Origin of the sequence: Uliginosibacterium sp. sgz301328 (assembly GCF_041807905.1) — a bacterium.
Classification (GTDB): domain Bacteria; phylum Pseudomonadota; class Gammaproteobacteria; order Burkholderiales; family Rhodocyclaceae; genus JBGVSA01.
In genome coordinates, this window is the sequence record NZ_JBGVSA010000049.1 from 1 (window position 1) to 14576 (window position 14576).

Below are 14576 nucleotides of genomic sequence, written 5' to 3' on the forward strand. Positions count from 1 at the left end.
CGCCGGGACGAACTCCCGGCCATCGGGCGCAAGCAGTCGAGACGACCTCTGCCCAGCAACACACCCGACAGGAAAGGGCTTCGCCCATGCGCCGAGATACTCGGCGCGCATCTCAATAACCATTGAGCACCGACCCCACCACCACCGCCCCCGACTGACTGATGCCATTCGTCAAGGACCGCACCGCATTCACCGGCGTCGCATTCTTGCGCGCCACCACCACCGCCGCCCCCGCCCGCAATGACGCGACGTACGCATCCGCCGACAGCGCCGCGGCCGGGGTGTCGAGAACGATCACATCGAACGAGTCGGCCGCTTCGTCCAGCACCGCGCGGAATTGCTCGCGTTCGATCAGTTCCTGCGGATTCGGGGGAATCGGTCCAGCGGGCAGCACGGACAGACCCAACAGATCATTGATGCGCACCACCGCTTCAGAAACGTCGGCGCGGCGCGCCAGCAGGCTGGAGAGGCCGACGCGGTTTTCCAGCTTGAACATCTTGTGCATCGACGGATTGCGCAGGTCCGCGTCGACCAGCAGCGTGCGTTCGCCCAGTTGCGAGAACACGACGGCCAGATTCGCGGCGATGAAGCTGCGTCCCTCGTAGCGTTGCGCACTGGTGATGGCGATCATCTTTCGGCCGCGCTCCGGGTCGAGCCAGCGCATCATCAACTGGCTGCGCAGCGCGCGCATCTGCTCCACCACGCTCGAATTCGGGCGGAACGCGGCGACGAGTTTGTCCGACAGGCGCGTGTCGCCCGGTATGACGTAGGGGTGGTCGAACTGACGCGCCAGCGCGTAGCGGATGTCCTCCGCCTTGAGCAAGCCGAGCTTGAGGCCCGCCTCGCCGAAACGCAGATTGCGTTGCTGCTGTTCTTCGATGATGAAGTCGACTTCCTGCGGCGAGAGACGGCCGGCCTCCATCAGGATCGCGCCGATCGAGCGGCCCCGCGGGACCAGCGGCGTGCTGCCGGCGATGTTCATGTCCATGGGCGTTTCCTCCCGGGCGGCGCGCCCCAGCGGGGTGGCCACTGCACGTGGCGTTGCGGGCATCGGTTTCATGCGGGTTCCCTTTCCTGCATCCATGCGTTCATCAGGCATGCGAATGCGTCAGCAGCCACTGGCGGCGATTGGTCGGCGCTGCGCCGACGTTGGCCAGCACCGGTACGTTGAGTACGTCCAGCAGATCGTCGTCGCTGCGCACGCGGCGATTGGTCAGCTCCAGCAGGATGGCCAGTGCGATGCCGAGGAAGCCGCCCAGCGCGATGCCGACGATGCCATTGAGCAGGAAGCGCGGGCTTGACGGGCGCAGCGGTACGGTGGCGGCGGTCAGGATGACGGCGTTGGTCTGCTGCGTCTGGCTCTCGAGGTTGGTCTGCGCCAGCCGTTGCGTGACGAGGTCATAGGCTTTCTGTGCGGCATCCACGTCGCGCTGCAGGACGGCGATGTCATCCCGCTGCTGCTTGAGCGAGAGCACGCGCTGGCGTTGCGCTTCGAGCGCGCCGCGCACTTCGGCTTCGCGCGAGAGGTTCACCTGGTTGGCCGTGCCGAGCGAGGTGGCGATCTTGTTGGTCTCTTGCGAGATGCGTGCGCGCAACGAGGCGATTTCTCCCTCGACTCGCTGCATCTCGGGATGATTGGGGCCGAGTCGCGTGGCGAGGTCATCGCGGCGCGCTTCGGCACGCGACAGATCGCCCTTGAGGCCGCTGATCAGCGGGTTCTGGAGCACTTCGGGCAGCGTGTCACGATTGCCCGACGCCTGCGCCTGCCGCGATTGGCTGTCCGCGCGCAGCGCCTGGACAGCGACGAGCTGCGAGGACAGCTCCGACAGCCGTGCGTTCTCGATGTCGTACTGGTCGTTGGAGCCGACGATGCCCTTGGCGCGCTGCACGTCGGAGAGCTTCTTCTGCGCCGATTCGAGATTGGCACGCAGCACACGGGTGCGGTCTTCGAACCAGCCGGCGTACTGCCGTGCGGGCTCGACCTTCAGGTCGATGGCCGTATCGAGATATGCCTGCGCCACGCCATTGGCCAGCGTCGCAGCCATCTTCGGGTCGTTCCACGTCACCGCCACCGTCAGCACGTTGCTGTTCCGGCCGGGCGCCACGACCAGACGCTGGAGCAGCAGTTGGGCGATCCATACGTTGATGTCCCCCTCGCCTTCGGTCGATTTCTGCCACGCCCTCTGGAAGCGAGCATCGTCGGCCAGCCGGAGGTTTTTCACGGCGCGCAGCGCGACGCGTTCGCTGGAGATGATGTCGACCTGCGTTGCCATGTAGCTGGCCTGCGCCTGCGTGGGCATGAGCGCCCCCACGATCGGGTCCTGCTTGGCGTCGACCACAACCGAGGTGGCGGCTGTGTATTGACGCGTCATCATCAGGGTGACGGCGCACACGATGAGCGTGACGATGATGGTCGCGCCGAACACCACGCCGCGCCGGGCGGCCAGGATGCGGAAAAGTTGCTGAAGGCTCATGGCGCAGGACTCCTTAGAAGAGGCTTTCCTTGACGTACAGAATGTCGTCGGGCTGCAGCGTGTCGTTCATCTTTGGTTGCAGCACCGCGACCTTGCCGCTGGTGTCCTTGCGATGGAGCTGCATGCCGCGCGTGGTCCCGCGCGGGGTCACGCCGCCGCCGGCGGCAAGCGCCTGCATGACGGTCATGCCTCGTTCCAGCCGCAACATGCCGGGGTGCTGCACTTCGCCATAGATATAGAAGGCCGGCGCGCGATGCACGTAGATGGTGTCGCCGGAGGACAGCACGACGTCGTCATCGGTCCGCCCGTTGAGGAACATGCTGGCCACGTCGATCTGTCGCGAGAACGGCTTGCCGTCGCGCACGCCGGTGACGACGACGATGTCGCCGCCGCTGGGCGCCACGCCGCCGGCCGTGGCGATCATGTCGGTCAGCCGCACGCCGGTGGTTTCGAGCGGATAGCGGCCCGGCTTGTTGACCTGCCCGAGCACGGCGACCTGGTTGCCCTGGTTCTGCGTGACCAACAGCGTCACCTGCGGTTGCTTCACGTAATTGCCGTCACGCAGCAGCGTGGCGATCTTCTTTTCAGCATCCGCCAGCGACAGGCCGCCGACCTGCACGTTGCCGATCAGAGGGAAGGTGATCGCGCCCGCTTCGGACACACGCGTCTCGGTGGTGAGATCCGGGTTCTGGAAGACCGTGACGCGCACGATGTCCCCTGCCCCGAGCACATAATCACGCGCGATCTGTGCCGGCGTGGGCGCCGCGGGCGACACCGGCGGCACGGCCTGTGTCGCCGCCTGCTCGACCGGCGCCTGCATCAGCGGGCCCCGCGGAATGGTCTGCGTCTGCGCCAACGCGGGCGCTGCGATCATCACCGCAGCGCTCGCGGCGATCACTCGGTTTCGTACTGTGGCCTGGATGCTCATCGTGCCTCCTCGGGGGTTCTGTCGAATCGTTATGGGTGTCATGCTGTCGCTACTCGCTTGCCACATGCCGCTGTCCATCGAAGCTGTCGGCGGCACTGGCGCCGCGTGCCGCGACGATCAAGGGCGAGGCCGCACCGGCCGTGGTCGAGCGTGCAAATTCGCCGAGCTTTTCGATGCGCGCCGAAGCCCGCAGTTCGTTGACTTCCTGCTCCGCGCGTTCCAGGCGGCGTTGATTGGTGAGGTATTGCGTGATCAGCGGCGTGGCGGTGGCGAGATCGAGCGGCTCCACGCGCGACGAACTCAACTGCACGATCTCTACGTCGTCGCCGTCGACCGTTACCGCCAATTGCCCGTCGCGCATGCGCGCCAGTCGCGGCAGTGCATCCATGGGAATCAGTTCGGCCGGTTTCTGCGTGGCGCTGTCGACGAACTCCATGCCGTTGTGCTGCAGCCACGGCATCAGGTCTGGCAACCCGCGGGCGCGCGCGACCTGGCCCTGGATTTCGGCCGCGCGTTCCCGCATGCCCGGCAGGTTGAGCACGCGGAAGCTGTATATGCGACGCCGCGAAAAAAGGTCCGGGTGCTGCTGGTAGTACTGGCGCACTTCCTGTCGCGAAGGTGCCTTGATGTCGTTGGAGATGTCTTCGAGGTACGCCCGACGCAGGATGTCGCGGCGTGCGGCATCCATCTCGCGCGCCACCTGCGGATCGCGGTCGACCTTCTTCTCGATGGCGCGCTGCACCACGATCTGTTCGTCGATCAGGCGATCGAGCACCTTGCCGGCCTGGGCCGGGTCGCCCTGGGGCGCACTGGGGTCGCCCAGCGCGTCGATGAAGCGATCGCGCGTGATCGGGTCGCCGTTCACCGTGGCAATGGTGGCAGCGGCCTGTGTGCTGCCATCGGCCACGGCGGCCGGGCGCGAGCAGGCACATGCCAGCACGGCGCAAGCACCAGCGACCAGCCCGATGACGGGCTTGCCGATCGCTCTCTGCGGGGGCCCCGCTCGGGTCGATCCGTTCGGGGCCAGACAATCGATGTGTTCGTTCAGCATACGGATTCCTGTCCGGCGCGGTCATGCCGCTAACACGCCCCGCGCGCAATGGGCGCACGGGACCCGCTCCGCGGGAAAGCGCATGTATCGCTTCCCCGCCCTCACCGTATGTTGTGGAGTCGTCCGAGGAGGCTGTCGCCTCCCGCGCGCTGCGCACCGTCGGACCTGGCGGCCCTGCCGGACGACAAGTGCGGCCCTCAGGGCCGCGCGGCGAAACGTCAGTTGTTGAGCCGACGCATCACCGTAAAGAGGATCATGCCGAGTCCAGCCAGGACGCTGGCATAGAGACCATGTCCGCCCGGCACGCGCGAAGGTGCTTCGAAGGAATCGTACGATGCAGCCACCAGCCGGCCGTCGTCGGCATAGCGCGAAGCGCCTGGAGAGCGCGCATCGCGGCCCAGCGTGGCCACCGAGACATCGGCCGGGTTACCCAGGCGCGCCAGACTGACCTGGACGCTATGGGCGGCCGAGGCTTCGGCGAAGGACCCCGTGGTCGATGCAAACGCCCCGCGTCGCAGGTCGTTGTCAAGGCGGCCACCGCTCTCTGCGGCGAGCAGCGGGGCGCTGCCCGTGGCCAACACGAACATTGCTGTGACGAAAGTGACTCTCATGATTCAACTCCTTCATCCAGACCGTGTTGCGAGTCGTCGCCCGACAATGCAGATGTCATGCGCGACGGTTTGCAAAAGCAAAACTCTGCAAACTCTCGTTGCTGCAATGCAACACTAGTCCAGCCAGATACACGATTCGATTAGATGTTTTCGATCTTTCGATCAGCCAAATTTATGCGTGCGCGATGCGCTGTTGTTTTTGGCGAATAGGGTTCATGAACCGACAAATCCGCCTGTCTCCATCACGCCCTGATGCCCTTCGGTACTGGTGCTCTCGCCGTCCTTCGCGGGCTTTCCCCCACTGACAAGCAAGATCAGAACCTATAACGGACGTTGGCATACGCCACGACGTCGTCGTAGTTGTCCTCGTGCCGCGTCGAGTTGCGATGCGCGCTGGACAGACTGGCCTGCACGAGCCAGCGCGGCGTCACCTGCCAGTCGGCATTGATGCCCAGCGTCCATACGTTTTCGCGTCGCTGATCGACATTCAGGCCGACGACCTGGTTGCCCTCGTAGTCGCGCTTGCGCCAGTCGACCACGGCGCCCCACGCCAGCTTGGGCGTGGCCTGCCAACTGGGCCGGAATGCCGCCCCCGTCGTGCGCGCATAGGTGGCCGAACCGTCGTTGATGGCGCCCAGGTCACGGTAGATCTGGAATTTCAGCGCCGTGATGGTGGTGACGTTCCACGTGTAATTGAGCTGCCCCGTCCAACCGGAGAAGTCGCGCTCCGACAGGTGGTCGTGGTCGCGTTGCAGCCAGGCGACATACCCGTCGAAGGTCGAGATGCCCGTGGGTTCGTAGAGTGCCGACAGGCGCCACTCGCGCTGCTTGAAACTGTTGTCGGCGGTCGGCGACAGGCCCAGCGACGGATCGGGCAGGATCACGTTCGGGTAGTCGTACTTCGATTGCCGATAGCGCAGGTCGAGCCAGTTGTCGGTGCGCGGGGCATAGCGCAGCCCCGCCTCGCCTGCAAAGCTGTCGTTATCGCCGCCCTTGGCGTCATCCAGGCTGTTGCGACTGCGTGCGGCGATCACGCCGCCCACGATCATCCAGGGTCCCCCGACGCGCACCGCAGCGTCGCCGATGATCCGGTTGTCGGTGACGATGTTCAGTCGCCGATCGAGACGGTCGGCCATATCCACCGGCGCGCGGTAGTTCTGGTACTTGATGCTCGCCGTGCTGTCGCTACCGAATCCCGTCGTCCATCCGGCGCGGATGGTTTCGCTTTCGTAATCGAGTTGATCGAAGCTCGCGTAGCGCGCGATGGTCCCGCCCAGAAGCGCATAGATGCGCTGGCGGCCGAACTGCTTGTTGAAGTCGATGCCCGCCGAAGTCAGCGAGACCCAGTCGTCCTGGTGAGTCTCGCCGACCGGATTGGTGCCGTCGGCCAGCTTGAAGACGTTGCTCTCGTACTTGAGCCCCTGGCCGACGTAAACATGGAAGGCGTCGCCGTCGTCCAGCGATGGATCGATGGCCGCCTTTGCCGCCGCCTGCGTTTGCGCATGTGCGCTCCACGTCGCGGAAAGCAGTGTGAAAACTACACTGCGTTGCAACAATTTCAGGCCTGATATTGACGTTCGCATAATTATGGACAGGCTACCTCGTCCTCTCAGATGGGCTCGGACTTTCCTCTAGCAATCACCATGCCACTGATTTTTCGGCCCCCGCCGAAAAGCGGGCGCGGCGTCGGCACGATTTTTTCTTTACCTTAGCTGTTCGTCCCGCGCGCTTCAAACTTGCGCTGCATTGCAGCAGCCACCACAATGAAACCAAGGTTGCGATGCGTGAGGGACATCCGCGACCGGTCGCGATCGCAGTTCTTGCGGCACCGCACCAAATCGCGGCGAGTCACCATTAGCAAGACGAGTGCCCATTTGCATCGTCGGTTCGAATGACCCTAAAAGACAGCGGGATTCAAATGCTTGCGACCCTCGACCCCCAGAAGTACCGCAGTTTTTTCCGCGCCCGATTTTCGATTGCACGTGTCGTTGAAATATTTACCGACCCGCTGCTGATCGTTCTGTGCCTGTTGATCACGGCCACGTGGTATGGCGAACGGATCGAAGCCCACTACATCATCCTCGGGCTCATCGCGTTCTCGCTCACCTTCCCGGGCAACCTTCAGTTGAGCGATTCACCGGCGCGAATGACGCGCAAGACTGTCGTGGATTGGGTACTCGTCGCGGCGATGTTGCTGGTGTTCGGCTATGCCAGTGGGTATGAGCGCTTCTACCCCGATAAGGTGATCTTCACCTGGCTGGCTGCGACTTTGGTGGCCTTGCCGCTGAGCCATTACCTGATCCGCGCCAACATGCCGCGCGCACTGTCGGCCTCCGGCGTCAAGACGGCGGTGATCGTGGGCGGTAATGACCTGGGGGTGACGCTCGCCAACCAGCTCCTGACGAGCGATTACAGCGGAATCCGCCCGCTCGGCGTCTTTGACGACCGCACCATAGAACGCCTCAATCTCGGCACCCGCCTCCCGTTCCTCGGCCGCATGTCGGAGCTGGCCGAATTCGTCAAACACAAGCGCGTCGATCACATCTACATTGCGCTGCCCATGGCGAGTCAGCCACGCATCCTGTCGCTGCTCGACGAATTGAAGGACACGACGGCATCTGTTTACTTCGTGCCGGACATCTTCATGACCGATCTGATCCAGGGACGCATGGAGTGCGTCGCCGGCATGCCGGTCGTGGCCGTGTGCGAGACGCCCTTCACGGGCCTGGACGGGGCCGTCAAGCGGGTATCGGATCTCGTGCTGGCATCGATCATCCTCGTGATGATCTCGCCGCTGTTGCTGGCCTGCGCCATCGGCGTCAAACGCAGTTCGCCCGGCCCGATCATCTTCAAGCAGCGTCGCTATGGTCTGGATGGGCGCGAGATCCTGGTCTACAAGTTCCGTTCGATGTCCGTCACCGAGAACGGCGACGTGGTGAAACAGGCCACCAAGAACGATGCGCGCGTCACACCCTTCGGCGCCTTCATCCGCAGAACCTCGCTGGATGAGCTGCCACAGTTCATCAACGTGCTGCAGGGCCGCATGAGCATCGTCGGCCCGCGTCCGCACGCGGTGGCGCACAACGAGACGTACCGCAAGCTCATCAAGGGTTACATGGTCCGGCACAAGGTCAAGCCGGGTATTACCGGCTGGGCGCAGGTCAACGGCTGCCGGGGGGAGACCGACACCGTCGACAAGATGGAAGCGCGCATCCGCTACGACCTGGATTACCTGCGCAACTGGTCGCTCGGCCTCGACCTGTGGATCATCGTCAAGACTTTCCTCGTCGTCGCCGTCAAGGGCGACCAGCAGGCCTATTGAGGAAATGCCGCCCGGACTGGACCGGACGGCCTTACCCTAGGCGTTCTTGCCGCGCACCGTCCTGGGGCGGCGCGGTTTCCCGTCACCTGTGACCGGCACACTCAACGGTCCGTCTTTCGGACCGTCCCGGCCCCGTCCAGCCTGCGCTGCGGGAACACCGGCGATAGTTCGGGGTCTGGCCAATTTCCATTCAGCACTTTTTTTGCTTATTTTGTATTTTGACCATGGCGCGCCTCGCGGGAGCGGCGCGTACCCGTCCATCATAGTGGGAGGCGATCTTGCAAGAAGGTCAGGTGTTTCAACTGGAAGTACGCCCGAAAATCCCCGCCAAGCTGGTTCGGCTCGAAGAACTGGCCGGCAATCTCTGGTATAGCTGGGATCGCGCCACGCGCACCCTTTTCGCCCGGCTGCACCCGGCCCTCTGGAACGGAGTGGGCCACAGCCCGAAGGCAATGCTCAAACGCATCGATGAACACCGCCTGCTCGAAGCTGCGGCCGATCCGATGTATCTCAACAGCCTGAACCGCGTGCTGTCCGCGTATGACATCTATCACCAGGACGGGCCGCCGCGCGGCAAGGGCGCCGAGTTCAAGCCCGACGATCTGGTGGCGTATTTCTGCGCCGAATTCGGCTTTCATGCCAGTTTGCCGATCTATTCGGGCGGCCTGGGCATTCTGGCCGGCGACCACTGCAAGGCGGCCAGTGACGCGCGCCTGCCCTTCGTGGGCATCGGCCTGTTGTACCGGCAAGGATATTTCAGCCAGGTCTTCGATCAGGATGGCAACCAGCAGGCCGACTACACGGATTCCGAATTCGACGATCTGCCTGTCTCGCCCGTGCTCGATGCGGACGGCAAGGAGCTGCAGGTCACCGTGCCGATGCAGGATCGCGACATCCAGGCCAAGGTGTGGCAGGCCAAGATCGGCCATGTGCGCCTGTTCCTGCTGGACACCGACCTGCCCGCCAATTCCGAGCATGACCGCGACATTGCGCATCAGCTCTATGGCGGTGACCGGCAGACCCGCATCGAGCAGGAGATGGTCCTCGGCGTGGGCGGCGCGCGCGCCCTGGCCGCGGTCGGCCTGCGACCGACGGTATGGCATATCAATGAGGGCCATGCGGCCTTCCTGATCCTGGAGCGCATCCGCGCGCTGGTGAGCAATGGCCTGTCTTTCAAGGCCGCGCTCGAAGCGGTGGCTTCCAATACGGTGTTTACCACGCACACGCCGGTGCCGGCCGGGCACGATCACTTCGCGCGCGACATGGTGCTGCAATACCTGTCGCGCCACGCCCACGACATGGGCATCGATGCCGCCACGCTGCTGAGCCTGGGCAGCGTGAAGAGCATGGAAGACTTCAACATGACCGCGCTGGCGGTGCGCGGCTCGCGCTTCCAGAACGGCGTGTCGCGCATCCACGGTGACGTGTCGGCGCATATCCTGCGCGAATTCTGGCCCGAGATTCCCGAAGACGAGAACCCGGTGACCTATGTCACCAACGGGGTCCACGCACCGACCTTCCTCGCGTCGCAATGGCGCGAAGTGTTCGATCGCTACCTGGGCTTCGGCTGGAGCCAGCGCGTGACGGACGCGGCTACGTGGGAGCGCATCGACGCGATTCCCGACCATGTTTTCTGGGGTGTGCGGCAGGACCTCAAGGCGCAGCTCATGCACCTGGTGCGCCACCGTGTCAGCGTGCAGCACCATCGCAACCACGGCAGCGCGTCGCACCTCGATCGCATGCTCTCGCAGACCGACCCGACCGAACCGCGGGTGCTCACGGTCGGCTTTGGCCGCCGCTTTGCCACGTACAAGCGCGCGACGCTGCTGTTCTCGGATCTCGAACGCCTGCACAAGATCGTCAGCGACCCGGAACGTCCGGTACTGTTCCTCTTCGCCGGCAAGGCGCATCCGGCCGACAAGCCGGGGCAGGATTTCATCCGCACCATCCACAAGATCTCGCACATGCCGGAATTCCTCGGCAAGGTGCTGCTGGTGGAAGGCTATGACCTGCGGTTGGGGCGACGCATGGTCAGCGGCGTGGATGTCTGGCTCAACAACCCGATCTATCCGCTGGAAGCGTCCGGCACGTCGGGCATGAAGGCCGGCATGAATGGCGTACTCAACCTGTCGGTGCTCGACGGCTGGTGGGGAGAAGGCTTCGAAGGTGACAACGGCTGGGCGATCCGCCCCTCGCCGGACGGCACCGACCCGGAACGGCGCGATGCCGAAGAAGCGCAGACGCTCTACGAACTGTTGCAGGACCAGGTGCTGCCGCTCTACTACCGCACCAACAACATGGGTTATTCGCCCGACTGGATCAGCATGGCGAAGAAGTCGATCGCCTCGATCCTGCCCGCCTACAACGCCACGCGCATGCTCGAACAGTACATCGGCAAGTTCTACCTGCCGGCCAGCAAGAACGGGCGACGCTTCGAAGCCAATGATTTCGCCGCCGCGCGCGCGCTGGCCGACTGGAAGGGCAAGGTATGCAGCGCGTGGCCCAACGTTTCGCTACGCATGCTGAATCCGCCGGACAAGCGCCTGACCTATGGCGAGTCGGTGCACATGGACCTGGCCGTCAGGCTCGATGGCCTCGAACCGGAAGACGTCGTGGTCGAACTGCTCCTCACGCGAGGCCTGCGCGAGCAGATCGAACACCACGCCGCGCACCATACGCTCGAAGCCGCCGAGGATATCGGCAACGGCGAACGGCGCTACACGCTGGAACTGCGCCCGGAACAATGCGGCAAGCTCGATTTCCGCGTGCGTATCTACCCGCGCCACGCGCTGCTGTCGCACCCGCTGGAGATGGGGTTGATGAAATGGCTGTGAGCTGACCTGCCCCGCCCCGCCGCAATGGCGGGGCGGCACGAGAATTGCGCATGAAGCCCGCCACACACGGCGGCGAGGAGATTTCATGACGACGCAATACCGAATCTCGGAAGGCTCACCCTTCCCGCTGGGCGCCACGTGGGACAACCAGGGCGTCAATTTCGCGCTTTTCTCGGCCAACGCGACGAAGGTCGAGCTGTGCCTGTTCGATGACGAAGGCAAGCAGGAACTCCATCGCATCGAACTGCCGGAATTCACCGACGAGATCTGGCACGTATATGTGCACGACCTGCGGCCGGGCACCGTGTACGGCTACCGCGTGCACGGGCCGTACGAGCCGGATGCCGGCCACCGCTTCAATCCCAACAAGCTCGTCATGGACCCGTACGCGAAGGAACACATCGGCAAGTTGCGATGGGGGCCGGAACTGTTCTCGTATGAGATCGGCCACAAGGACAAGGACCTGAGCTTCGATGTGCGCGACAGCGCCCCGCTGCTGCCGAAGTGCCGCGTGGTGGACACGGAATTCGGCTGGGACGGTCCGTCGAAAGTGCGCGTACCGTGGGACCGTACGGTTTTTTATGAAGCCCACGTGCGCGGGTTCACCAAGCTGCACCCGGCCGTGCCCGAGAACGAACGCGGCACGTTCAAAGGCATGGCCCATCCGGCGGTCGTCGAGTACATCAAGAGCCTGGGCGTGACGTCCGTCGAGCTGATGCCGATCCAGACCTTCATCGATGACAGCTACCTGCTCGATCGCGGGCTGGTCAATTACTGGGGCTACAACACCATCGGCTTCTTCGCCGCCGACCCCCGGTACTTCGCGCAGGCAGACATCCGCGAACTCAAGCAACTGATCGACACCTACCACCGGGCGCACCTGGGCATCATCATGGACGTGGTCTACAACCACACGCCGGAGGGCAACGAACTGGGGCCGACACTGTCGTTCAAGGGCATCGACAACGCTTCGTACTACCGGCTGATGCCCGACAAGCCGCGCTACTACATCAATGACACCGGCACCGGCAACACGCTCAACCTGAGCAACGCGCGTGTGCTGCAGATGGTGATGGACAGCCTGCGCTACTGGGTGACCGAGATGAATGTCGATGGCTTCCGCTTCGATCTGGCGACCATCCTCGGACGCGAGCCACATGGCTTCGACATCAGCGGCGGCTTCCTGCGCAGTTGCCGGCAGGACCCGATACTGGCGAGCGCAAAGCTCATCGCGGAACCTTGGGACTGCGGCCCCGGCGGTTACCAGGTCGGTGGTTTTCCGCCGGGCTGGGCGGAATGGAACGACAAATTCCGCGATACCGTGCGCGCGTTCTGGAAAGGCGATGAAGGCAAGGTGCCGGAACTGGCCACACGGCTGACGGCTTCGGCCGATTGCTTCAATCAGGGCGGGCGGCGCCCCTGGGCGAGCGTCAACTTCATCACCGCGCACGACGGCTTCACCCTCAACGATCTGGTCTCGTACAACGACAAGCACAACGAGGCCAACGGCGAAAACAACCGCGACGGCCACAGCAACAACCATTCGTGGAACATGGGCGCGGAAGGCCCGACCGACAACGCGGACATCATCGAACTGCGCGAGCGGCAGAAGCGTAACTTCCTTGCCACCCTGCTGCTCTCGCAGGGCACGCCGATGCTGCTGGCGGGCGACGAATTCGGCCGCACGCAAGGCGGCAACAACAACGCCTACTGCCAGGACAATGAAACGAGCTGGGTGAGTTGGAATCTGGATGAACGCGGCGAAGCGCTCGCCAACTTCGTGCGCAAGCTCACACATCTGCGTTCAGCGCTGCCGGTATTGCGACGGGGCCGATTTCTCACCGGCGAATTCAACGAAACCATCGGCGTGCACGATGTACGCTGGCTCACGCCGGCCGGTGTCGATATCACGCAGGAACAATGGAACGACACCAGCATGCGCTGCTTCGGCATGGTACTGGACGGACGCGCGCAGGCTTCGGGCATCAAGCATCCAGCATCGGATGCCACCTTGTTATTGGTATTCAACGCCCACTATGACGTCGTCGAGTTCACCTTGCCTGAGATCCCGGGCGACCGCGCGTGGATCAACCTGATCGATACCAACGTACCGCAGCGCGAAGAACTGCCCCACTTCGTCAGTGGCGACAGGTACGCGGTGACGGGGCGCTCGGTCTTGCTGTTCGCCCTGCGCTCTCACAAGCTGGCCCGCGTCTATCACAATCTGGCCGAGGTATTGACCGACAACGACGAAGAGTGAAGTCGCCCCGCGGCACTTGCATTCGTCGCCCCGCGGTCCAAGATGACGGGTCCAATACACATTAGCGCGAGCCATGATTCCGTTTTCCGTCCTTGACCTTTCCCCCATCTGCGCAGACGGGACTGCGCGCGACGCACTGGCCAATACGCTCGATCTGGCACGCCACGCCGAGCGGCTCGGCTACGAGCGCTACTGGCTGGCCGAACACCACAACATGCCGGGCATCGCCAGCGCCGCCACGGCCGTGGTGATCGGCCACGTCGCAGGCGGCACCTCGCGCATCCGCGTGGGCGCAGGCGGCATCATGCTGCCCAACCATGCGCCACTGGTCATTGCCGAGCAGTTCGGCACGCTCGAATCGCTCTACCCCGGCCGTATCGATCTCGGCCTCGGCCGCGCGCCGGGCACCGATCAACGCGCCGCCCGCGCACTGCGCCGTAACCTGACCGACAGCGCCGATACCTTCCCGCAGGATGTCGTGGAGTTGCTGGATTACTTTCATGGCCAAGCCGACGGGCCTGACTCGGTGAAAGCCGTGCCGGGCCAGGGCTTGAATATTCCGGTCTGGTTGCTCGGCTCCAGCATGTTCAGTGCGCAACTGGCGGCGGCCCTCGGCCTGCCGTTCGCGTTTGCCTCGCACTTTGCGCCGGACTACCTCGAAGCCGCCTTGCAGATGTACCGCGCGCGCTTCACGCCTTCGCGCTGGCTCGACCGGCCCTATGCCATGGCCGGGCTGAACGTCTTTGCCGCCGAAACCGATGACGAAGCGCGCTTGTTGTTCACGTCGATCCAGCAGCAGTTCATCAACCTGCGGCGCGGCATGCCGGGCAAGCTCAATCGGCCTTCGCACGAGGCCGTCAGCCGCTGGTCGCCGGTCGAACGGGCGGGCGCCGACCACGCCTTGTCGCTGGCCGTGGTCGGCTCGGCCGATACGGTCGAACAAGGCATCCGGCGGTTCATCGATCGCACGGGGATCGACGAACTCATGGTGACCGCCCAGATCTTCGACCACGCCGCCCGCGTGCGCTCCTTCGAGATTGTCGCCTCGGTGCGCAATCGTCTCGCCTGACCCTGTTCCGGCTCGCCGCTGAGGCGA

General features: G+C 64.1%; 10 protein-coding genes. 4 read left to right on the forward strand and 6 right to left on the reverse strand.

Annotated features, from left to right (window positions below; genetic code table 11):
* Positions 1-112: 112 nt before the first annotated feature.
* The 6 genes from epsG to epsL all read right to left on the reverse strand — a co-directional run bounded on the left by epsG (position 113) and on the right by epsL (position 6617).
* The gene (gene epsG / locus ACDA63_RS19665; RefSeq protein ID WP_373665002.1) at positions 113-988 is read right to left on the reverse strand and encodes a chain length determinant protein tyrosine kinase EpsG; all 876 of its coding nucleotides are present in this window, start codon (positions 986-988) and stop codon (positions 113-115) included.
* 103 nt (positions 989-1091) lie between these two features.
* Positions 1092-2474 carry a chain length determinant protein EpsF gene (epsF, locus tag ACDA63_RS19670; protein ID WP_373665003.1) on the reverse strand — a complete coding sequence of 461 codons (1383 nt, stop codon included), beginning with the start codon at positions 2472-2474 and terminating at the stop codon, positions 1092-1094.
* Positions 2475-2487: 13 nt separating this feature from the next.
* Positions 2488-3402, reverse strand: a complete 915-nt coding sequence (epsE, locus tag ACDA63_RS19675; protein ID WP_373665004.1) for a polysaccharide export protein EpsE — start codon at positions 3400-3402, stop codon at positions 2488-2490.
* 49 nt (positions 3403-3451) lie between these two features.
* Positions 3452-4453 (reverse strand): EpsD family peptidyl-prolyl cis-trans isomerase, encoded by a 1002-nt coding sequence (locus ACDA63_RS19680; RefSeq protein WP_373665005.1) that lies wholly within the window; start codon positions 4451-4453, stop codon positions 3452-3454.
* Between the two features lie 218 nt (positions 4454-4671).
* Positions 4672-5064 carry a hypothetical protein gene (locus tag ACDA63_RS19685; protein WP_373665006.1) on the reverse strand — a complete coding sequence of 131 codons (393 nt, stop codon included), beginning with the start codon at positions 5062-5064 and terminating at the stop codon, positions 4672-4674.
* Positions 5065-5378: 314 nt separating this feature from the next.
* Positions 5379-6617 carry an XrtB/PEP-CTERM-associated polysaccharide biosynthesis outer membrane protein EpsL gene (gene epsL, locus ACDA63_RS19690; RefSeq protein ID WP_373665007.1) on the reverse strand — a complete coding sequence of 413 codons (1239 nt, stop codon included), beginning with the start codon at positions 6615-6617 and terminating at the stop codon, positions 5379-5381.
* A 365-nt stretch (positions 6618-6982) separates the two neighbouring features.
* Here epsL and ACDA63_RS19695 point away from each other — a divergent pair, with 365 nt between their 5' ends.
* The 4 genes from ACDA63_RS19695 (at position 6983) to ACDA63_RS19710 (ending at position 14549) form a co-directional block, all read left to right on the forward strand.
* On the forward strand, positions 6983-8386 hold the full coding sequence (locus ACDA63_RS19695) for an undecaprenyl-phosphate glucose phosphotransferase (protein WP_373665008.1): 1404 nt from the start codon (positions 6983-6985) through the stop codon (positions 8384-8386).
* Positions 8387-8664: 278 nt separating this feature from the next.
* A complete protein-coding gene (gene glgP / locus ACDA63_RS19700; protein WP_373665009.1) occupies positions 8665-11220 on the forward strand; it encodes an alpha-glucan family phosphorylase in 2556 nt (851 codons plus the stop codon).
* A gap of 85 nt (positions 11221-11305) precedes the next feature.
* On the forward strand, positions 11306-13480 hold the full coding sequence (gene glgX, locus ACDA63_RS19705) for a glycogen debranching protein GlgX (RefSeq protein ID WP_373665010.1): 2175 nt from the start codon (positions 11306-11308) through the stop codon (positions 13478-13480).
* Between the two features lie 73 nt (positions 13481-13553).
* Positions 13554-14549: an LLM class flavin-dependent oxidoreductase gene (locus tag ACDA63_RS19710; protein WP_373665011.1), complete on the forward strand. Its 996-nt coding sequence runs from the start codon at positions 13554-13556 to the stop codon at positions 14547-14549.
* Positions 14550-14576: the final 27 nt, after the last annotated feature.